Genomic DNA, 21,379 nt, shown 5'->3' on the forward strand with positions numbered 1-21,379 from the left:
AATGGCTAATCAACCTTCTCCAGAAGAACTAAAAAAAAATTTAACCGAAATGCAGTTCTACGTGACGCAGAATCACGGGACAGAACCGCCATTTACCGGGCGTTTGCTGCACAACAAGCGTGACGGCATCTACCACTGTTTGGTCTGCGACAAACCGCTATTTCGTTCCGAGACAAAATATGACTCTGGCTGCGGCTGGCCCAGCTTTTACGAGCCTGTCAGCGCAGAGGCTATCCGTTACATTAAAGATACTTCACACGGTATGCAGCGCATTGAAATCCGCTGTGGTAACTGTGATGCGCATCTGGGGCACGTCTTCCCGGATGGTCCGCAACCTACCGGTGAACGTTACTGCGTTAACTCAGCCTCTTTGAACTTCACCGATGGTGAAAACGGTGAGCAGACCAAAGGCTGAAGAAACGATTCAGCAAATTATTCTACGGAGAGTGGATTTAACATGAATCTTGATGAGATGATCAACAGCATGACGCCGGAAGTTTATCAGCGCTTATCAACTGCCGTTGAACTCGGAAAATGGCCGGATGGCGTGGCGCTAACGGCAGAACAAAAAGAGAACTGCTTACAGCTGGTGATGTTATGGCAGGCGCGAAACAATATTGACGCGCAGCATATGACGATTGATACCAATGGTGAGATGGTGATGAAGAGTAAGCAGCAGTTGAAAGTGGAGTTTGGTATTACGCCCGAACCCATTGCGACGTTTAAATCCTGATTACTCAGGCCCGGCAAACATCTATGTCGGGCCCGCAGTTGAAGTTATTTCTTGTTCATCATCGCCTTCAGATCGGCGAACGGATTATATTTCGCTTCGCCCACCGCTTTCTGCGCATCTTCGCCTGCAACCACCGTTGAACCATACTGGTCCGCTTCCGTATATTTGGAATGTTCGTGATCGTGGCAGTACAGGCACAACATTTCCCAGTTGCTACCATCTTCCGGGTTATTGGAGTGATCGTGATCGATATGGTGTACCGTCAATTCGCGCAAATTTGAATACACGAACTCACGGGAACAACGTCCGCAGACCCAGGGGAAGAGTTTAAGCGCCTTTTCCCGGTAACCGACTTCCAGACGGGCGTAATTTTTAGGGATAAAAGCCATAAAGTTCATGCCTCCAGTAGAAAATGAAAAGCTGCGCCAAAAGCTGGCGCAGCAGAATGCGATAATCATAACCTATTGTGTCAGGCGTTGGGATCAGTGTTTGATGCCTAACGAATCGGCTAACTGCTTCGCCAACTGGTTTTGGTCATCCGCACCGTATTCCCAGAACATGGCGCCTCCCAGCCCCTTGCTCTTGATATAGTCAGCCTTGATCGCTACCGAGCGCGGGTTTTCATAAGAGAGGGCAAAGAGCGCTTTTCCATCCACAGACTGCACTGACAGCCACGGTACTTTTGCTTCATCATCCCAATGCTGGCTAAAGCGCTTCTGCGGATCGTTGATCAATTTCGCCACGATATCGTTGTACTTCACATAGGTATCTTTGCTCAGATCGATGCCCAGTGATTTGAACAATTCAATTTGCGCGGGCTCGAAATAGGGCTGGGTAACAGGATTTTTCTGTGCGTCAGGTTTGCTCCAGTCAATGCCTGGCTCAACAGCGCGTTTCGGTACGCGACCATAAAAACCAATGCCCAGGTTCATCTGACTCGCTTTTAGACCGGCAGCAAGATAGTTGTTGACCACAAAATCAGCGCTGTACTTATCCGCCGCGGCGACTGTCGGCCATTGTGTCGAATCGTACAGGTTCGAGTTGAAATACTGCGTACCGTAAGCCATGTCATAGGTCATCAGGTTTATGTAGTCGAGCGATGGCGCAATGGCTTTCACATCCACCCAGCTTTTCGGGCTTTCCGCATTTGCGCCCACGGCGATAGTCAGTAGTTTTTTATGCCCCAATGCGGCGCGGAGCTCTTTTAACAGCGCGGTAAAGTTAGCTCGGTCGGCCGGTTGACTTTCGACCAGTCCCCAGGCGCCGTTGACCGGATATTCCCAGTCGAGGTCGATGCCATCAAGGCCATATTTCGCAATTATCTCCTGAGCAGACTGAATAAACACCGCGCGCGATTCTTTCGTTGCTGCCGCGCCGGAGAATCCACGAGCCCCCCAACCACCGACGGAAAGCAATACTTTCAGGTTCGGATTCTGTTTACGCAGCTGTGGAATTTTCAGTAAATCATCCTGCACTTTCGGTGAAAGCCAAATCTGATGCAGCTTACTGGCGTCTTTTAAGGCGTCATTGGTCTCGTCTTTTTCGTTGTTGTAGACAAGGCCAAACGAATAGTTGAGATGGGTTATCTGACGAACATCCAGTTTATTGATGTCACCACCAGGACCGGCAGTGACGTCGCCGCCACCATTGAAGTAGCCAACTGACATCAGTGAACTGGCGGAAACAACGCTGGCGCAAAGCAGGGGTAATGCTGCCAACAAAGGCAATAGTTTCATCGGTGTTCCTCTTTGACATTTAAACAAGCAAACACGCCACGGAAATGGCGTGGCGAAAAAAACAGCACCTGCAGGTTAACAGTTTCATAACAGGAAAAATGCGAAGGTGTTCACGTCATGTTGGCGAAGCGGCAAACCATTTCTGGTAGGTTGTATCGGTTGGGGCAAACATTACTGAGTGTTGACGCAAGTCCCTTTTCTGGCCTACAGATTTGCATACATGCACAAATTCAATAGGCCGGATAAGGCGTTTTAAAGTATTAGCGATGGGTTTCCAGCCAGTCATCAAGCGTATACAGCGTTGCGCCCGCTGCGGCCATTTCCATAAACGCCTCTGCACTGTCCTGGGGTTGAATATTGACGCCACGGCAGCCGTCGGTAATAACGCTGACGGTATAACCAAGATCGAGCGCATCCAGAACGGTGAATTTAACGCAATAGTCGCTAGCCAGACCCATGATAATAAGCTCAGCAATACGGTGTTCGAGCAGCCAGGCGTTCAGCGCGGTTGCCTGACGACGACCGTTATCAAAAAACGCACTGTAACTGTCGACCAGCGGGTTCTCGCCCTTGGTGAAGGTTTTCGCTATCGCACACTGGTTCAGCAGCGGATGCAGGGCCGCTCCTTCGCTGTTTTGCACGCAATGATCGGGCCAGAACGTTTGCGCCAGACCATCCAGTTGTCCCTGACTGTAGGGGGCGACCTGATGCTGGCTGGCAAAACTACCGTGAGTAGCCGGATGCCAGTCCAGACTGGCAACAACCGTGTCGCCGCGTAGGGCGCACCAGTCAATCAGACGGTTGGCAATCTCGATTGTGCTGTCGCCTTGCGGAACAGCGAGAGCGCCGCCGGCACAAAAGTCATTTTGTAAATCGACCAACAGTAAGGCTCGGGCCATGGGCATAGACTCCTTTATTCGTCCGGGGTGAGCTCGCCGCGCAGATTTTGCGTCATAGCTTCACGAATGCTCTGCACATCCAGTCCCTGACTCAGTAAATAGTGCAATTTGGTGAGTGTGGCTTCGACGGTCATATCCGCGCCGCCAATCACGCCAGCGTGGGCGAGGGCATTACCCGTCGCGTAGCCACCCATGTTTACCTTGCCGGACATACACTGGGTCAGGTTCACCACCACAATGCCACGTGAGCTCGCATCTTCAAGTTCTTGCAGAAACTCTTTATTTTGCGGTGCATTGCCCACGCCGTAGGAGCGCAAAATTAACGCTTTCACCGGCTGGCGCAGGAAGTTACGCACCACATCAGCGGAGATACCAGGGTAAATGGTGACTACGCCAATCGGTTGTGGAGTAATAGGATGAACAATCAGTTCACCTGCGCCGTGCGGTGCTGGCGGAGTTCCCAGTCGACGGATGTGGATCCCGGCTTCCAGTAGCGGCGCAAGGTTGGGTGAGGCAAAGGCGTCAAAGCCATCGGCGTGCGCTTTAGTGGTACGGTTGCCACGAAACAGTCGATTGTTGAAAAACAGGGTTACTTCATTGATCGGATAATTTGCCGCAACGTACAGCGCGTTGAGCAGATTGATTTGCCCGTCTGAACGTAGCTCTGCCAGCGGAATTTGTGACCCTGTCACAATGACCGGTTTACCCAGGTTCTCCAACATAAAAGAGAGCGCCGAAGCCGTAAACGCCATGGTGTCGGTGCCGTGCAGAATGACAAAACCATCGTAATCGTCGTAGTGTGCTTTAATGTCTTCCGCAATATGCTGCCAGTCTTCCGGCGTCATGTCGGAGGAATCCATCAACGGGACGTATTCGTGGATGGTGAAGTCTGGCATCTCCGGGCGGTGGAATTCAGGCATCAATGCCAGTTGACGCTGGAGATGACCAGAAACAGGAATATAACCCTGTTCTGAGCGCTGCATACCAATGGTACCGCCGGTATAGGCAACGTAAATCGATTTCTTTTGCATGACTTTTCTTCTGTCTCAATGAAAACCCCTCTTCATCCCGAAGAGGGGGCAATTGTTAGCGAACGTTGGCGCAGGTCAGGCAAAACGCATATCGGTTTTGCGGATCGTTAAACGCGGCCAGCTTATCGCTTTCCGCTTTAACTGCACTGGCCGCAGAAGCAAGCGGCGCCGGGAGCATGGCCTGAATAGCTTCGGGCAGCATGGCGCGAACGGAGCCTGACATGCTGTCCATTACCATATCGACGAATGTCGGTTCATCCTGATAATACGCAATGTGCCACTGTTTCAGCTTGGCAAGCTCAGCCGCTTTCGCGATGGCGTCGTCAAAATCACCGAGGCTGTCTACCAGTCCGTTGGCTTTCGCATCCTGACCGGTCCAGACGTGACCCTGCGCGATTTTGTCAATCTGCTCAGGGGTTGTCTTACGTGCATCCGCGACCAGCGTGATAAAGCGCTTATAGCCATTTTCAATGCTCAATTGCATCATTTGCTGCACTTCAGGCGGTAACGCTTTGGTGATGGAGATATCCGCCAGCGGGGAAGTGGCCACGCCATCGGTATGTACACCAATGGAATCCAGACTGTTTTCTACGGTGTTGATCACACCAAAGATCCCGATTGAACCGGTTAACGTGCTGGGGTTTGCCACAATGTAACTGGCTGGGGTGGAGATCCAGTAGCCACCGGAGGCCGCCATGCCGCCCATGGACACGACAACCGGTTTACCCGCCGCTTTTGCCGCAGCCAGCTCAGCACGAATGACTTCCGAGGCGCTGACGCTGCCGCCAGGACTGTTCACGCGCAGAACAATAGCTTTCACTTTCGGATCGAGACGCGCTTCGCGGATTTGTGCGGCAGTGGTGTCGCCCCCCACATTTCCTGGGGTTTCTTCACCGTCCATAATCGCGCCGTTCGCGAAGATAACGCCAATGCTGTCTCCGGTATCCGCCGGTGTTTTCAGCGAATAATCGTAATAGCTGACGGCGCGATAGTTTTTATCCGCTTTGCTCCAGCCAAACTGTTTGGTCAGCATTTTTTCGACTTCGGCGCTGGAGGCGAGTGCATCCACCAGTTTGTTGTCGAGCGCATATTTCGCCGTATCTCCATCGACCTTCGTCAAACCGTCCAGCATCGCCTGTGCGCCAGGGAACACCTGCTGAGCTGGGATCTGGCGGTTGGCGGCGACCGTGTCGAGATAGTTCTGCCACAGCTCGCCGATCCAGCGACTGTCGGCTTCACGCGCGGCAGGAGACATATCATCGCGGATAAACGGCTCTACGGCAGACTTATAGGTCCCGACGCGGAATACGTGCGTGGAGACTTTCAGCTTATCGAGCAGGGACTTGTAGTACAGACCGTTGGTGGCAAAGCCGTGCAGATCAACGGAACCCTGCGGAGAGAGGTAAATTTTGTTAGCAAAACTGGCGAGGTAATACTGCCCCTGGCTGAAGTTATCGCCCACTGCAAAGACCGGTTTACCGCTGTCGCGGAATTCCCGCAGTGCTTTGCCGATATACTGCATGGAAGGCTGGTCTGCCCCGGCAAAATTTTTCAGATCCATCACGATGCCGGTGATGTTGCGATCATCTTTTGCCTGGCGAATCGTATTCACGATATCGAACAGGGAGTTTTCCTGCAGACGATCGGAACTGGCGCCAAACAGCTGACGGCCAATAACGCTTAAACGACTGGTGCTCGAAGGCTTATCGACAATCACCCCGGAGATATCCAGCAGCAGCGCGCCTCGCTCAGCGTGTTCGCTGGTGTTGCTGCTGCTGACCTGCATCCAGATGCCCACGCCAACCAGCACCAGAAAGATGAAGAACAGGTTAAGCACAAATTCACGGACGAAATTGAGTAATCGCCATGTCCATTTAAAAAATCCGGCAATAAATCGCCACAGGGTTCGCATGTATTCTCCCTACCAATTAACAACACGCCACCCCGAAATCCCGGAGAAAGGCGATAAGATGAGGCTATCGTAATGACCCGACAGGCACTTGTCAGCAGGAATCACCGCCTGTGCTGTAACAAAATCCGCTCACGTGTTAATTTTGTGAACAAATTTCATTGTTGGAGTTAAGCAAATGGATGCACTCGAATTACTTATGACCCGTCGTAGCGCCTCTCGTCTCGTCGAACCGGCCCCGGCAGGAGAGCAACTGCAAAATATTCTGCGTGCGGGAATGCGCGCGCCGGACCACAAAACGCTGCAACCGTGGCAATTCTTTGTCATTGAGGGCGAAGGGCGTGAACGCTTTGCCGCCGTGCTTGAAAAAGGGGCTATTGCATCTGGCAGCGATGAGAAGGCCCAGGAAAAAGCGCGCAGCGCGCCGTTTCGCGCACCGCTGATTATTACCGTGGTAGCGAAATGTGAAGCAAACGACAAGGTTCCGCTATGGGAACAGGAAATGTCTGCCGGTTGTGCGGTGATGGCCATGCAGATGGCTGCCATTGCCCAGGGCTTTGGCGGTATCTGGCGCAGTGGCGCATTAACCGAAAGTGAGGTCGTCCGCGAAGCGTTTGACTGTCGCCCACAGGATAAAATCGTCGGTTTTCTCTATCTGGGCACACCACAGTTGAAAGCATCCACGACGATTACCCTTGCCGATCCGAGCGCATTCGTCCGTTATTTCTGATATCAACGGCAAAACTGTCTGGATTATGAGCAAAGGCACCCGAATTCAGACAGTCACTCTTACCACATCATGGAATGAGCGCTACCATATCTGGATTGCAATGACAGGAGATGTCCATGAGCGAGCAAGCTATTCGTTTAACGCAATACAGCCACGGAGCCGGTTGCGGTTGTAAAATTTCCCCGAAAGTGCTGGAAACCATCCTGCACAGCGAGCAGGCGAAGTTTGTTGATCCAAACTTACTGGTGGGTAATGAAACCCGCGACGACGCGGCTGTATACGATCTGGGGAACGGCACCAGCGTAATCAGCACCACCGATTTCTTTATGCCGATTGTCGATAATCCGTTTGATTTTGGCCGCATCGCCGCCACCAACGCCATCAGCGATATTTTCGCCATGGGCGGCAAACCGATTATGGCAATTGCTATCCTGGGCTGGCCGCTTGATAAGCTGGCGCCGGAAATAGCCCGCGAAGTAACCGAAGGCGGACGCTTTGCCTGCCGTCAGGCGGGTATCGCGCTGGCGGGGGGGCACTCTATCGATGCCCCTGAGCCTATCTTTGGTCTTGCGGTAACCGGCGTTGTTCCAACCGAACGCGTGAAGAAAAACAGCACCGCCGAGGCGGGATGCAAGCTGTTTTTGACCAAGCCTCTGGGTATTGGTGTCCTGACCACCGCAGAGAAAAAATCGCTGCTGAAGGACGAGCACAAAGGGCTGGCGACGGAAGTGATGTGCCGGATGAACATTGCCGGGGCGGCATTTGCCGATATCGACGGCGTGAAAGCCATGACCGACGTTACCGGTTTTGGGCTGCTGGGGCATCTGAGCGAGATGTGTCAGGGGGCCGGCGTTCAGGCGCAGATCGTCTACCAGGCTATTCCTAAGCTGCCAGGTGTTGAAGAATACATCGCGCAGGGCGCGGTGCCGGGCGGTACCCAGCGTAACTTTGCCAGCTACGGACACCTGATGGGTGAAATGCCGCAGTCGGTTCGCGATTTGCTCTGCGATCCGCAAACTTCCGGTGGTCTGCTGTTAGCGGTAACGCCGGAAGCTGAAGCCGAAGTTAAAGCGGCAGCGGCGCAGTTTGGGATCGACCTCACTGCGATTGGTGAGTTAGTGGAAGCTCGTGGCGGTCGCGCCATGGTTGAGATCCGTTAACTCGATGCGGTTGTTTATTGCCGAAAAACCGAGTCTGGCGCGCGCTATCGCCGATGTGCTGCCGAAGCCGCATCGCAAAGGTGACGGTTTTATCGAGTGCGGAAACGGGCAAGTGGTGACCTGGTGTATTGGTCACCTGCTTGAGCAGGCGCAGCCAGATGCCTACGACAGTCGTTATGCTCGCTGGAGTCTGGTTGATCTGCCGATTGTCCCGGAAAAGTGGCAACTGCAGCCGCGTCCCTCGGTGACCAAACAGCTCAACGTTATTAAGCGATTTTTGCATGAGGCCAGTGAAGTCATTCACGCAGGTGACCCCGATCGTGAAGGACAGCTGCTGGTGGATGAAGTGCTGGATTACCTGCAACTGGCCCCTGAAAAGCGCCAGCAGGTGCAACGCTGCCTGATTAACGACCTCAACCCGCAGGCCGTCGAGCGGGCGATTGAGCGTCTGCGCGCCAACAGTGAGTTCATCCCCCTGTGTGTGTCGGCACTGGCGCGAGCGCGGGCGGACTGGCTGTACGGTATCAACATGACGCGCGCTTATACCATTCTGGGGCGTAACGCGGGCTATCAGGGCGTACTTTCGGTCGGGCGCGTGCAAACGCCGGTGCTCGGACTGGTTGTGCGTCGCGATGAAGAAATTGAAAACTTCGTTGCCAAAGACTTCTTCGAGGTAAAGGCGCATATCGTGACGCCCGCCGATGAGCGGTTTACCGCTATCTGGCAGCCGAGCGAAGCGTGTGAGCCGTATCAGGATGAAGAAGGGCGCTTGCTAAACCGCACGCTGGCTGAACACGTGGTAAACCGCATTAACGGTCAGCCGGCGATCGTCACCAGCTATAACGATAAACGGGAATCAGAATCCGCGCCGCTGCCGTTTTCGCTGTCGGCGTTGCAGATTGAAGCGGCGAAACGCTTTGGCTTAAGTGCGCAAAACGTTCTGGATATCTGCCAGAAGCTGTATGAAACCCATAAACTGATCACCTATCCGCGTTCGGATAGCCGTTATCTGCCGGAAGAACACTTTGCCGGACGTCACGCGGTGCTGAACGCGATTAGCGTCCATGCGCCGGATCTGCTTCCGCAACCGGCGGTCAATCCCGATACGCGAAACCGCTGTTGGGATGATAAAAAAGTGGATGCGCACCACGCCATCATTCCAACCGCGCGCAGTTCGTCTATCAACCTGAACGATAATGAAGCGAAGATATACAATCTAATTGCCCGTCAATATCTGATGCAGTTTTGCGCGGATGCGGTATTCAGGAAGTGCGTTATTGAGCTGGATATCGCGAAAGGTAAGTTTGTCGCCAAAGCCCGTTTTCTGGCGGAGGCCGGATGGCGTACGCTGCTTGGCAACAAAGAGCGCGACGAAGATAACGACGGGACGCCGCTGCCGGTGGTGGCAAAAGACGACGAGCTGCTGTGCGAAAAAGGCGAAGTGGTTGAACGACAGACCCAGCCTCCGCGGCACTTTACCGATGCCACGCTGCTGTCAGCGATGACCGGAATCGCGCGCTTTGTGCAGGATAAAGATCTGAAAAAGATCCTGCGCGCAACGGACGGACTGGGAACGGAAGCGACGCGCGCCGGGATTATCGAGCTGCTGTTTAAGCGTGGTTTCCTGGTGAAGAAGGGGCGCTATATTCATTCTACCGATGCTGGAAAAGCGCTGTTTCATTCGCTGCCTGAAATGGCGACGCGTCCGGATATGACTGCGCACTGGGAATCTATCCTGACCCAAATCAGCGAAAAACAGTGTCGATATCAGGATTTCATGCAGCCGCTGGTGGGGACGCTGTATCAGCTAATCGATCAGGCGCGCAGCACGCCGGTACGACGCTTCCGTGGTATTGCCGCACCGGGTAGTAGTGGTGGTGACAAGAAAAAGAGCGCGCCGCGTAAACGCACGGCGAAAAAAAGCCCGCCATCTGAAGAGGCGGGCCTGTAATGCGCTCTTAGGCTGGATAAGGCATGTGTGCCGCATCAAGCCTACGGGAACAACAGATCTGAATTAAATCACACCCTGGCCCAACATCGCGTCGGCAACTTTCACGAATCCCGCGATGTTGGCGCCACGTACGTAGTTGGTTTGCTTGCTTTCGCCGCCGTACTCGACGCAGGCATGGTGAATATCCAGCATGATGTGGTGCAGGCGTGCATCCACTTTCTCCGCTTTCCAGCCCAGACGTGCGGCGTTCTGCGCCATTTCCAGACCGGATGTTGCTACGCCTCCCGCGTTGGCCGCTTTACCCGGCGCGAACAATACACCGGCTTCCAGGAACAGATCGGTGGCCTCGATGGTGGTAGGCATGTTTGCCCCTTCGGCGACAGCCTTCACGCCGTTGGCGATCAGTACACGTGCCGCATCGACATCAAGTTCGTTCTGGGTGGCGCACGGCAGGGCGATATCCACCGGAACCGACCACGGCTGTTGGCCTTCCAGATAGGTCAAGCCAAATTCGCGGGCGTAATCCGCCACGCGGCCGTCGCGGCTGTCTTTGATCGCGCACAGACGCGCCAGTTTTTCTTTGGTAAATCCGCTTTCGTCGACCACGGTACCGCTGGAATCGGAGGCGGTGACTACTCGCGCGCCAAACTCCATGGCTTTCTCAATGGCGAATTGCGCCACGTTACCGGAACCAGAGACGGCCACGCGCATGCCTTCAAAGCCCAGGCCATGGCGTTTGAGCATCGCTTCGGTGAAGTACACCAGACCGTAGCCGGTAGCTTCCGGGCGAATCAGGCTGCCGCCGAAAGAGAGACCTTTACCGGTAAAGACACAGGCGCTGTTGTTGGACAGTTTTTTCATCATCCCGGCCATAAAGCCGACTTCACGACCGCCTACGCCGATATCGCCCGCCGGAACATCGGTATCGGGTCCTAAATGGCGGAACAGTTCGGTCATCAGCGCCTGACAAAAACGCATGATTTCGCCTTCGCTTTTACCTTTAGGATCGAAATCGCTCCCGCCTTTACCCCCGCCCATTGGCAGCGTGGTGAGGGCGTTTTTAAATGTTTGCTCGAAGCCAAGGAATTTCAGGATCGACAGGTTCACGGAAGGGTGGAAACGCATCCCGCCTTTGTATGGGCCAATGGCGGAGCTAAACTGCACGCGCCACGCGCGGTTGACCTGCACCTGATTGCGATCGTCCAGCCAGACGACGCGGAACTGGATCACGCGCTCCGGTTCAACCAGACGTTCCAGCAACGACATCTGACGATAACGCGGGTTTTGCTCGAGGAAGGGCCACAGTGTCGTCATTACCTCACGAACGGCTTGCGCGAACTCGGTCTGATTCGGGTCGCGCTTTTGCACATGGTTAAGGAATGACTCCAGAGAACGTGTCTGATCCATAGATATAAGTACCTCTTATGTATTGATATGGTTATATTTTTGATTTTTGTGTTAAGTGTTTTGCAGTTTTTGACTATAACATCAGCAGTGTGACGGGACGCAAGAAAAAATTAACCGCGCTAAGTAAATTAATATTGCGGCGTGGGTCATAACCAAAAGCGATGATGGCAAGGGCTAAAGTTTCTGCCGGTTTATACCGTTATACTGAGCATAACTGTCAGTCAAAAAGGAAAGAATATGCGCCGTATAATCATGGCAGGAGCGTTGGCACTGGTGTCCAGCGCGACGCTGGCAAATCAGCTCTATCGCCCGGACGTGCAGGTGAATGTCCCGCCGGAAGTGTTCAGTTCCAGCGGTCAGCGGGCGCAACCCTGTAGTCAGTGCTGCATTTATCAGGATCAAAACTACTCAGAAGGGGCGGTGATTAAAGCGGATGGCGTTTTGCTTCAGTGCCAGCGCGATGATAAAACGATCAGCACGAATCCGCTGGTCTGGCGTCGCGTAAAAGGATAAACGCTTCTAATAGCGGGATATCGGCAGGCGCCAGCGGATAACGCAGCGCCTCTTCGGGTGAACACCAGACGATATACTGATGTTCATACACTTTCAGCTCCCCCTGATATGACGGTACATGCCAGGCATGTAAGTGAATGAGTCGGCCTGAAACCTCGCGTTGATGGCTGGCAATGTAGCGCCCAACGACCGCCTCGATGCCCAACTCTTCACGCAGTTCACGGACCAGCGCCTCTGGCTGACTTTCCCCCGGCTCAACCTTACCGCCAGCAAACTCCCACATACCTGACTGATCCGCATGCTGCGGGCGTTGAGCCAGTAAAATTTTGCCATCACGTTCAATGATAGCGGCGACCACGTCGAGGGTTTTCATTATATTCATCAAGATCTAACGGCAGAAAATGACATACTATCGTTATCTTTGTTTTATCTAAAGTATTCAGGAGCCACCGTTGAACGATCCTCAGTCGTGGGTAAAACCGTTAACGCGTATCCCTTCCAGTTTGCAACCGCTCGTTGCTACACAGAAAAAACATTATGGCGATGTGCTGCATCCCACGCGCTGGTGGGGGCGGATGCCGTTCCTGTTCTGGCTGGTGGCGCTGTTTGTCGGGTTTCTGGAGCGTAAAAAGGCGCGCCTGTCGCCGGTGATGCGCGCGCTGTTGATGACTCGCGTTTCTCAGGTGTGCCACTGCGCTTTCTGCGTTGACGCCAACAGTTTACGGCTGGCTGAACGCTGCGGCGCGCTGGATAAAGTCTTACAGGTTGCCAACTGGCAAGAATCGACGCTATTTAGCGCAGAAGAACGTGTAGGGCTGGCCTATGCTGATGCGGTCACCGCAACGCCACCACAGGTTGACGATGCGCTGAAAGCGCAGATGAAGCAGTATTTTACCGATGATGCCATTACTGAAATGACCGCGCTGATTGCGTTTCAAAATCTCTCGGCGCGTTTTAATGCCGCTCTCGATATTCCCTCCCAGGGACTGTGCGACAGTTTTAAAGGACGCCCGCATGCTTGACCGCCATCTTCATCCGCGATTAAAACCGCTTTTACATCGCTGCGTGGGCATCCTTGATCAACCGGCGATTACCCCGGACGGACTTACGCTGGTCGGTTTTGCTATTGGCGTGCTGGCGTTGCCATTTCTGGCGTTAGGCTGGTATATGGCGGCGCTGGTGGCTATTGTGCTCAATCGGCTGTTTGACGGGCTGGATGGGGCGCTGGCACGGCGCAGAGGACTAACGGACGCGGGAGGATTTCTCGATATCTCGCTCGATTTTCTGTTTTACGCCTTAGTGCCGTTTGGTTTTATTCTTGCTGCGCCGGCGCAAAATGCGCTGGCAGGCGGTTGGCTGTTGTTCGCGTTTATTGGCACCGGCAGCAGCTTTCTGGCCTTCGCCGCGCTGGCGGCAAAGCATCAGATTGATAACCCCGGTTATGCGCATAAATCGTTTTATTATCTGGGCGGACTGACCGAAGGAACCGAGACGATTTTGCTGTTTGTGTTGGGATGTCTGTTCCCGGAATATTTTGCCGTAATGGCGTGGGTCTTTGGCGCGCTGTGCTGGATGACGACGTTCACCCGGATCTGGAGCGGATATCTGACGCTGAAAGCGGTCCAGCGTCAGGCGTAACGTAGTGCGTTGCCGGATGCGCTTCGCTTATTCGGCCTACAACGATGGTTTATGTAGGCTGGGTAAAGCGTTCTCGCTGCATCCAGCAACAATGGCAATCTTACTTGCTGGCGTCCGGACCCCGTTCACCGCTGGCGATCGGGTTTTTCGGAGAGCTGCTCCACTCATACCAGCCGCCGTCGTAGACGGAGACGTTTTTCCAGCCCATTGCGCGGGCATACATAAACGTTTCCGAAGCACGCCAGCCGGTACCACAATAGAATGAGACCTGTTGCTGTGGCAGGATATTCCATTGCTTCCACATGGCGGCGATGTCATCGGCGCTGCGCATGGTGCCATCCGGATTATGGAAATCTTCCATGTGGGTGGAGTCGCTGCCTGCATGGCCCCAACGCGCCCCTGCGATCTCACCTTTTGGCTTAATGTAGCTATAGCCGCTGGTCGTACCGATAAATTCCGGCCATGAACGAATGCTCACCAAAGACGCATCCTGGCGATGCAGCAGACCGCGAGCCTGTTCCATATCCAGCATCAGTTGCGGTTGGGCAGGGATCGTCACGCCGAAATCAGGTTCAGGCTTCACCGTTGGTGCAGTACCGCGTTCGACCGGTAAACCTGAGTCAGACCAGGTCTGCCAGCCGCCGTCGAGCAGACGAACATCTTTCACACCTGCATACAGCATAATTTGCGCCACGCGCGCGGCGGCGTAGACATCGCGGCCGTATAAAATCACCGTGGTGTCGTGGCGGATGCCGTGTTTCGCCAGCATCGCTTTGAGCTGCGCGTCGGACACTTTATTCCACAGCGGTTCGCTTTCGACTTCGTTGGTATCAATATAGCCCGCGCCAGGGATATGGCTGAGCAGATACAACTTCGGCGCGCCCCAGGCGGCTTCAATCACTTTCCAGTCACCGGCCGGTTTGGCGGTTACCTCTTTACCCTGCTGAAGGTCGTGCAGCCACTGCGGGTAAACCAACTGTTCGAAGTGCGGCAGACGTTGCAGGCGGGCAGGGTCCGTAAGCGCATCGCTGAGGGTTGAGATAGCGTTAAAGCCGACTTTCTGCAGGCGGGATTTGACGGCCTGCATGTCAGTATCGCTGCCATACAATGCCACCGGCGCGTCGGTTTTCAGGTGATGTGCCTTAACCCAGGCGCTGAGTTGTTCATCATTCATCTTGTCGAGCCAGGCGGCAGACAGGTTCAGTGCGGAAGGCTCGTGTCCTGAAGGACCATTAAGCGATTGCGGCCAGCCGTTGTAAAAAGCGCTCTGACGGGTATCGATCGCCGCGCCTTGCTTTTGCTGTAACTGGTTGAGGGTGAGCGTCTGTGCTGTTTCAGCAGCCCAGGAAGAAGCGCAAGCGAGCCCTAAAGCCAGTGCCAGCGCGGTCATTTGAGAAACACGTTTCATCGAATAGCCCGACGTTGAAAAAGAGGACGACATTCTGTGCCGCCAGTTAAGTAAAAACCTTGCGTTAACGCAGCATATCGCCACATTCACGCCCAGTTTTCCATCTGTAATACGCGACCTGCTGGGGGAACGTCCTGCGCATCGTGGGTAACCTGGACCACCGGAATACCCAGTTTACGTACCTCGGTGAAGACCCACTGGCGAAAGGTATCGCGCAGCGACGCATCCAGCCTGCTAAAGGGTTCATCGAGTAACAGCGCCTGGGGTTGCGCCAGCAGCGCGCGAAGCAGGGCGACACGCGAGCGTTGCCCGCCGGAGAGCGAAGCCGGATCGCGTGAATAAAATCCTGCCAGGCCCGCGCGTGCGAGGGCGCTTTCCACCGCATGGCGTCTGGCGGGACCTTGCACGCTGGCGGGTAAGGCCAGCAGTAAATTTTGCCCAACGCTGAAATGGTCAAACAGCAGCGCATCCTGAAACAGAATGCCAATCTGGCGCTGCGCGGTAGGCAGTGTGTCTACGCGCTGTTCGTTGAGCCACAGTTCGCCTGACGCCTGAAACTGAGGAGACAACGCCCCGATCATCCACGAAAATAGCGAAGACTTACCGCTGCCGGAAGGGCCCATAATGGTGACAATGTCACTTTTATTAACCTGGAAATTAACGTCCTTCAGTAGCGCCGTCGTACCCTGGTACAACGAAACGCCTTGTACAATGAGCATTAGCGGAGTCCTTGTCGAAAGCGGCCAATCCACGCAGCGAGAAACGCCGCCAGTGCGAAAATTATAAGCGGTAACAGAAGCTGCCATAGCGCCTGGGTTGCCAGAATGGCGGCGCTACCGCCGCTGCTTAATACCACCGCTTCGGTGGTCAGCGTGGGATAGCGCCCGGCGCCTAACCACAGTGTCGGCATATACTGGGCGATACTGACTGAGAACCCTACCGCGAAGGCAACCAGCGCCGGGCGCGCCAGCTGCGGACATTTTACTTGCCAGAATATGCGGCCCCGGGTCCAACCCAGCGTTTGCGCAATCAAAATCAATCGTGGGTCAATGCGTTGCCACGCCGGTTTGAGCACAAACAGCATCCATGGCATCACCCACAGCAGGTGTCCCCAGACAATGGTTATCATCAGCCCATCCTGTCCGGCATATAACGCCAACAGATACTGTCCAGTCACCAGCGGCAGCGCAGGCAAAATGAGCGGTAGCCAGACCCAACGGTGTCCGGTTTGTGGACCCCATTCCAGCCAGGCAAAAAGTATCAGCAGCGCCAGCACGCTGGAGAGAAGCCCCAGTTGCAGGCTAGTGCTGAGCGCCTCGCTATTTAGCGACGAATAGCTGGCGATCAGCGCCAGAACCAGCGCGCACACCACACCGCCAAAGGGCAAAAGTTGTACCAGCGAACGTCCGATTGTACAGGATGAAAAACGCAGGCGTTCCCCGTTTACTGCGGGAATAGTGCGTTGCCAGGCGCGCCAGAGCAGATACCCCGCCAGCGCGATGATGAGTAGCAGCAGTACCAGCAGCAGGCTGGCGAGTGCTCCTTTAGCCTGTTGCTCGGCATCGCCCTGACTGAGCCATTGCCAGCTCAACACGGCAAGCGTTGGTGGGTTTCCGGGACCAAGGACGATTGCTACATCCACTACCGAGAGCGACCAGGCGACGATCGCCAGCATGGCTTTGCCTAACGCGGGGGCGAGAGAGGGCAGAACCAGCCAGTTCAGGCATTGCAGTCGGCTGTAACCCAGCGAATCCAGGACGATAAGCTGCTGCGAAAGCTGTTTTTCACTCAGCAGAGCTGAGAGGATCCATAACAAAAAGGCACTCTCTTTTACCGCCAGCGTCACGCCAAGCCCAATGCCGTAGCGGTCAGGCTGGGAGCTGTGAAACGGGAGCCATTGCCAGAGCATGCCGCCTTCGGCAAAAACCAGCAGCACGCTGGTGGCGAAGGCAACATGTGGAATCGCCAGCAGCCACGGAAGACGCGTGCACAGACGCGCCCAGCCTGCGCCGGGCCATAAGGCGAGGATCGCCAGCAGGGCGATGATCAGCGCGCCGCCAGCCGCGAGGCTTACGGAAACCAGCGTTGCCAGTAACGCCTGCGGGAGTTGAGGATCGCTAAATAGCGCCAGCCAGTGTCTGGTGCTCAGCGCAGGCGTTATCAGAGAAAAAGCCGCTGGCGCCAGCGGCAGATAAACGCCCGCCATGATGGCCCAGAGTAGCAGAATTAATGTGTACCGTAGCGGCGTAGCCATTCTTGTTCCAGAGCGTTTACCCATGCAGCATGCGGTTCTGGCAGCATGGCAGGGAGCCCTTGTGGGATCCGCGCCAGCAGCGCATTACGCTGGTCGACAGGCAATTTTTGTGGATCAAGCACCGAAGGATCTCCCCAGACAGACGGGTCGGCTTTACGCAACTGCGCTTTGGGTGAAAGCAGGAAATTTGCCACGACTTTCGCTCCGGCGCTGGCACGCGCATTCGCTGGAATGGTGACAAAATGCACGTTGCCGAGCATGCCCTGTGAGAAACCAAAACTATAGCTGCTTTTGGGTAATTCACCGCTGGCCACTTTTTGCTGCGCGTGGGCAGGATTAAAGGTCATTGATAAACGCAGGGTGCCACCGTTGAGCAGCGCATCCATTCGCGCGGGCGTGGGCGGAAAATCTTTACCTTCGCGCCACAGGGCAGGATGCAAAGTATCAAGGTAATGCCACAATGGAGCGGTAACGTCGGCGAATGTGGACGCATTGGGCGCTATTTTCAGCGCCTGCGGCTTGTTGGTGAGCGAAATTAACAACTGCTCAAGAAAAGCCGTTCCGGTAAAGTCTGGCGGACGCGGATAGGTCACCGTGCCAGGGTGCGCTTGGGCAAACTCAAGCAGTGCCTGCGGGGATTGCGGCGGCTGCGCGGTGAGATCGTGCCTGGCAATAAAGGTAAGCTGTGCGCCGCCCCACGGTGATTCAGCCCCCTCCGTTGGAATGGAAAAGTCTTCGTTCACCGGTTTCTGGGTATCAACATAGCGCCAGTTAGGCAGCGTTTGCGCCCACTGGGTCTGTAGCAGCCCGGCTTCTTTCAGCGTGCGGAAATTTTCGCCGTTCACCCACAGTAAATCGACCGAGCCACCGGTTTTTCGCCCGGATGCCGCTTCCGTCTGGATACGTTTTACGGCGTCGGCGGCATCCGCCAGGCGTACGATTTTCAGGTTAATGGCATAGTGTGTTTTCATCTCGCCGCTAACCCAGTCGAGATACTGGTTAACTGCGTCGTCGCCACCCCAGGCGTTGAACCACACCGTCTGACCGCGGGCGTCATTTTTGATTTGCTGCCAACTGGCGTCCTCGGCGAAAGCCGCCAGCGGAGAGAGCAGCAAACTCAGGCACAATAAGCAGTAACGCATAATATCTCCCTTGCTAAAAATGGGGGAAAGACTCAGGTCTTTTTCCGTTGATGCTCAAGATAAAGGCTTCTGGCCACGGCAATCACCACGCTCAGAGCGAACAGGATGAACAGGCCGGTAACAAACCAAAATGTGCCGCCGGTTAACAGGCTACCAGCCCATGAATAGACGATAGTGGCCGGTAACTGACCGATGCCGGTGGCGATGAAGAAATGGCGAAAACGAATCGAGGTCAGGCCTGCTGCGTAACTTACCGGGTCGAACGGCACAAAAGGTAACAGGCGACAGACAAGAATTGTGTGCTTGCCATAGCGCTCGAAAAAAGTGTCCATGTTGTTCAGCACCGTTTTTCCGGTCAGTTTTTCCACCGTGCTGCGACCTAAAACGCGGGCAATAAAAAAGCACAGCGCCGCGCCAGCCATCGCGCTGCTCCAGGACAGTACGCCGCCCCAAAATGCGCCAAACAGCGAGGCGTTGGCAAAGGTGATCACAAAGGCGGGAAGCGGTGCGACGATGGCCTGTAAGATCATCAGGAAGAACGACACGACCGCCGCCTGGGTTCCGTAAGAACGAATGAAGTTCTCAAGAGCATGCTGATCGAGCGTGGTAAATGCCGCCAGACTGCCGTGAAGAAAATCACTCACGCCAGGTATCCACGCCCACGCCATCAGGGCGAGCAGCAGCAGGGCAAGCAAGCTTATACGGTAATAGCGTGTCCGCCGCGCTTTATTCATCTTGATCATTTACCCGCGTACTCGTGACCGGGCGCCGGATCGATATGTTTATGTCGCGCCCAGGCTTTGGCTGCCTGAACGAGGACGAATAGCGCCAGCCCCGCAACGCTGAGCTTACCGATAAATGCCCAGCTAATCCCTTCGCTGGCCAGTTCGTGCGACATCAGCGTATAGATAAAGATGCCGGGCAAGGTGGTTAGCGCAGATATCACGGTAAATGACCAGAACGGAATGGCCGTTAGCCCATAGGCATAGTTTTGAATGTTATAGGGGAACAGTGGCACGAGCCGGGTCAGGATCAGAAAGTCTACTCCACTATGGGCAATGCCTTTTTCGATAGCCTGAAACGTTGCCGTGTGGCCAACGTATTTCAGCAGTAATTCCCGCCCAAGCCAGCGAGCCAGCATAAACGACAGCGCCGAAGCCGTGGTTGCCGCCACTAACGAGATAAGCGTCCCTGTCACCGGGCCAAACAGCACACCGCCGACGATCACCAGAATGCTGCCAGGGATCAGACACAGCGCGGCAACTATAAACAGCAGGATATAAAGGGTATAGCCGAACAGGCCGCTTTGGCGGATGACATCTTGTAAATGATGGAAATTGGTGATCAGATCGGTCAGACCGTAATGATGGAAAACTCCCGCCAGAACGCAGAACAATACCGCAACAATTAGCAGCCGGTATTCTGCGTTATGCGAACTTCTTTTTCATGGGGGTTCTCCTGTAAAACCGAATGCAATGTAGCGTTTTCGTCAGCGAAAAGTGCGCGGGAAGATATAATAAATTTCCGGCCGCAACAATGTATTACCGTGGCTTTATTGATTTTGCACAGAATAAACAGACTCTCCAGGCAAGGCCCGGAGAGTGAAAATACGCAGACGATCAGACGCGGAATTTAGCCCATACAGGCGCATGGTCGGACGGCTTTTCCATGCTGCGGATTTCATAGTCGATACCGGTTTCTTCGCAGCGCTCCGCCAGCGGTTTGCTCGCCAGTAGCAAATCGATACGCAGGCCACGGTTATCATCAAAGCCTTTTGAGCGGTAATCAAACCACGAGAACTGGTCGTTCTTTTCAGGCCAGGCGTGACGGTAGGTATCTACCAGGCCCCAGCCCAGCAGACGCTCCATCCACTCGCGCTCTTCTGGCAGGAAGGAACATTTGCCGGTACGCAGCCAGCGTTTACGGTTCTCTTCGCCAATACCGATATCGAGGTCGGTTGGGCTGATATTCATATCGCCCATGATCAATACCGGATTGTCGCGCTTCAGTTCAGTCTCCAGGTAGTTTTGTAGGTTCTGATAAAACGCGGCTTTGGCCGGGAACTTGGTTTCATGGTCACGGCTTTCGCCCTGCGGGAAATAGCCGTTGATCACCGTGATGCTGCCCAGAGGCGACGGAATTTCCGCCATGATGATACGACGCTGCGCTTCTTCGTCATCACCCGGGAAGCCACGACGCACCGCAATCGGCGTTTCTTTCGTTAATAGTGCTACGCCGTAGTGGCCTTTCTGACCGTGATAAAAGACGTTATAACCCAGCTTAGCTACCTCTTCGAGAGGGAACATATCGTCGTGGACTTTTGTCTCCTGTAAGCCAATAACATCCGGTTGGTGTTTTTCGACAATGGCTGCCAGTTGATGGGGACGGGCACGCAGGCCGTTGATATTAAAAGAGACAAATTTCATAGTCGCTGCCACTTTGCAAGATGAATAGTGCAAGGATGGTAGCAGAATTTCTGCAGGCTGACTGCTTCTTGTCACCTGATTCCAACAATGATTGCTAATGGTGTTAACGATGGAGCAAAAACTGCACCGTTTTGGCGCGTAGCGCGTCGGAATAGAGCAATAATTTCCGATAAATTTCGTATACGATCACAATTCCAGAATTATATTTGGCGACTGAATAAAATTGCGTTTTTTCCTCTGTTTAGTCATCTGGTACGCAAACATATTCACTTTATATGCACATACAGTGAATATCGTCAGGTTGTAACTCGTTGATATTCCGTCACCGCCCTCCGTTTATGCACTTTTTTCGCTGGCTGGCACGAAGCCTGCAATCTACATTTACACCGCAAACACTATATTTATTAACATATAAATAACCTTTTATTTACCGTTGAGGTCG

22 protein-coding genes are annotated in these 21,379 nt (G+C 54.3%); 8 read left to right on the plus strand and 14 right to left on the minus strand.

Going from position 1 to position 21,379, the window contains the following annotated elements; translation table 11 throughout:
- The first annotated feature begins 1 nt into the window (after nt 1).
- On the plus strand, nt 2–415 hold the full coding sequence (gene msrB, locus B9P82_RS04215) for a peptide-methionine (R)-S-oxide reductase MsrB (RefSeq protein ID WP_016152816.1): 414 nt from the start codon (nt 2–4) through the stop codon (nt 413–415).
- Nucleotides 416–457: 42 nt separating this feature from the next.
- The gene (locus tag B9P82_RS04220; RefSeq protein ID WP_016152817.1) at nt 458–733 is read left to right on the plus strand and encodes a YeaC family protein; all 276 of its coding nucleotides are present in this window, start codon (nt 458–460) and stop codon (nt 731–733) included.
- 44 nt (nt 734–777) lie between these two features.
- Here B9P82_RS04220 and yajD read toward each other — a convergent pair whose 3' ends face one another.
- From yajD to sppA, 5 genes are all read right to left on the minus strand, one after another.
- Nucleotides 778–1,122, minus strand: a complete 345-nt coding sequence (gene yajD / locus B9P82_RS04225) for an HNH nuclease YajD (protein WP_003832478.1) — start codon at nt 1,120–1,122, stop codon at nt 778–780.
- 93 nt (nt 1,123–1,215) lie between these two features.
- Nucleotides 1,216–2,469 (minus strand): chitinase ChiD, encoded by a 1,254-nt coding sequence (locus B9P82_RS04230; protein WP_101699990.1) that lies wholly within the window; start codon nt 2,467–2,469, stop codon nt 1,216–1,218.
- Nucleotides 2,470–2,729: 260 nt separating this feature from the next.
- Complete coding sequence (pncA, locus tag B9P82_RS04235) at nt 2,730–3,368, minus strand: bifunctional nicotinamidase/pyrazinamidase (protein WP_101699991.1); 639 nt, start codon at nt 3,366–3,368, stop codon at nt 2,730–2,732.
- Nucleotides 3,369–3,382: 14 nt separating this feature from the next.
- A complete protein-coding gene (ansA, locus tag B9P82_RS04240; protein WP_016156311.1) occupies nt 3,383–4,399 on the minus strand; it encodes an asparaginase in 1,017 nt (338 codons plus the stop codon).
- A gap of 55 nt (nt 4,400–4,454) precedes the next feature.
- Nucleotides 4,455–6,311 (minus strand): signal peptide peptidase SppA, encoded by a 1,857-nt coding sequence (sppA, locus tag B9P82_RS04245; protein ID WP_016156312.1) that lies wholly within the window; start codon nt 6,309–6,311, stop codon nt 4,455–4,457.
- Between the two features lie 175 nt (nt 6,312–6,486).
- On the opposite strand from sppA, the gene B9P82_RS04250 reads away from it, so the two are divergent.
- From B9P82_RS04250 to topB, 3 genes are all read left to right on the plus strand, one after another.
- A complete protein-coding gene (locus tag B9P82_RS04250; protein ID WP_016152830.1) occupies nt 6,487–7,038 on the plus strand; it encodes an NAD(P)H nitroreductase in 552 nt (183 codons plus the stop codon).
- Between the two features lie 116 nt (nt 7,039–7,154).
- Nucleotides 7,155–8,198, plus strand: a complete 1,044-nt coding sequence (gene selD / locus B9P82_RS04255) for a selenide, water dikinase SelD (protein ID WP_016152831.1) — start codon at nt 7,155–7,157, stop codon at nt 8,196–8,198.
- Nucleotides 8,199–8,202: 4 nt separating this feature from the next.
- Entirely contained in the window at nt 8,203–10,149 is a 1,947-nt protein-coding gene (topB, locus tag B9P82_RS04260) for a DNA topoisomerase III (protein WP_019076618.1), read from the plus strand.
- 63 nt (nt 10,150–10,212) lie between these two features.
- Here topB and gdhA read toward each other — a convergent pair whose 3' ends face one another.
- Nucleotides 10,213–11,556 carry an NADP-specific glutamate dehydrogenase gene (gene gdhA, locus B9P82_RS04265; protein WP_016152833.1) on the minus strand — a complete coding sequence of 448 codons (1,344 nt, stop codon included), beginning with the start codon at nt 11,554–11,556 and terminating at the stop codon, nt 10,213–10,215.
- A 237-nt stretch (nt 11,557–11,793) separates the two neighbouring features.
- On the opposite strand from gdhA, the gene B9P82_RS04270 reads away from it, so the two are divergent.
- Nucleotides 11,794–12,069 (plus strand): YnjH family protein, encoded by a 276-nt coding sequence (locus B9P82_RS04270; protein WP_016152834.1) that lies wholly within the window; start codon nt 11,794–11,796, stop codon nt 12,067–12,069.
- Here the strand turns inward: B9P82_RS04270 and B9P82_RS04275 are convergent.
- Entirely contained in the window at nt 12,029–12,442 is a 414-nt protein-coding gene (locus B9P82_RS04275) for a pyrimidine (deoxy)nucleoside triphosphate diphosphatase (RefSeq protein WP_101699992.1), read from the minus strand. The genes B9P82_RS04270 and B9P82_RS04275 overlap by 41 nt on opposite strands.
- A gap of 79 nt (nt 12,443–12,521) precedes the next feature.
- On the opposite strand from B9P82_RS04275, the gene B9P82_RS04280 reads away from it, so the two are divergent.
- Together B9P82_RS04280 and B9P82_RS04285 are read left to right on the plus strand one after the other, a co-directional pair.
- Nucleotides 12,522–13,091, plus strand: coding sequence for a carboxymuconolactone decarboxylase family protein (locus B9P82_RS04280; RefSeq protein ID WP_016156315.1), 570 nt, complete (start codon nt 12,522–12,524; stop codon nt 13,089–13,091).
- Nucleotides 13,084–13,707, plus strand: coding sequence for a CDP-alcohol phosphatidyltransferase family protein (locus B9P82_RS04285; protein WP_016156316.1), 624 nt, complete (start codon nt 13,084–13,086; stop codon nt 13,705–13,707). The genes B9P82_RS04280 and B9P82_RS04285 overlap by 8 nt, the downstream gene beginning before the upstream one ends.
- Before the next feature lie 100 nt (nt 13,708–13,807).
- On the opposite strand, the gene B9P82_RS04290 is transcribed toward B9P82_RS04285, so the two are convergent.
- The 7 genes from B9P82_RS04290 to xthA form a co-directional block, all read right to left on the minus strand.
- Entirely contained in the window at nt 13,808–15,115 is a 1,308-nt protein-coding gene (locus B9P82_RS04290) for a sulfurtransferase (RefSeq protein ID WP_049040435.1), read from the minus strand.
- An 86-nt stretch (nt 15,116–15,201) separates the two neighbouring features.
- Complete coding sequence (locus tag B9P82_RS04295) at nt 15,202–15,834, minus strand: ATP-binding cassette domain-containing protein (RefSeq protein ID WP_049271258.1); 633 nt, start codon at nt 15,832–15,834, stop codon at nt 15,202–15,204.
- Complete coding sequence (locus B9P82_RS04300; RefSeq protein ID WP_049271259.1) at nt 15,834–17,369, minus strand: ABC transporter permease family protein; 1,536 nt, start codon at nt 17,367–17,369, stop codon at nt 15,834–15,836. The genes B9P82_RS04295 and B9P82_RS04300 overlap by 1 nt, the downstream gene beginning before the upstream one ends.
- Complete coding sequence (locus B9P82_RS04305; protein WP_101699993.1) at nt 17,342–18,511, minus strand: ABC transporter substrate-binding protein; 1,170 nt, start codon at nt 18,509–18,511, stop codon at nt 17,342–17,344. Before B9P82_RS04305 ends, B9P82_RS04300 begins: the two co-directional genes overlap by 28 nt.
- 32 nt (nt 18,512–18,543) lie before the next feature.
- Nucleotides 18,544–19,254, minus strand: a complete 711-nt coding sequence (locus B9P82_RS04310; protein WP_101699994.1) for a TVP38/TMEM64 family protein — start codon at nt 19,252–19,254, stop codon at nt 18,544–18,546.
- Nucleotides 19,251–19,907: a TVP38/TMEM64 family protein gene (locus tag B9P82_RS04315; protein ID WP_168188433.1), complete on the minus strand. Its 657-nt coding sequence runs from the start codon at nt 19,905–19,907 to the stop codon at nt 19,251–19,253. The genes B9P82_RS04310 and B9P82_RS04315 overlap by 4 nt, the downstream gene beginning before the upstream one ends.
- Before the next feature lie 223 nt (nt 19,908–20,130).
- On the minus strand, nt 20,131–20,937 hold the full coding sequence (xthA, locus tag B9P82_RS04320) for an exodeoxyribonuclease III (RefSeq protein ID WP_016152844.1): 807 nt from the start codon (nt 20,935–20,937) through the stop codon (nt 20,131–20,133).
- Nucleotides 20,938–21,379: the final 442 nt, after the last annotated feature.

It is taken from the genome of Citrobacter sp. L55 (genome assembly GCF_002850715.1).
GTDB classification, from domain to species: domain Bacteria; phylum Pseudomonadota; class Gammaproteobacteria; order Enterobacterales; family Enterobacteriaceae; genus Citrobacter; species Citrobacter braakii.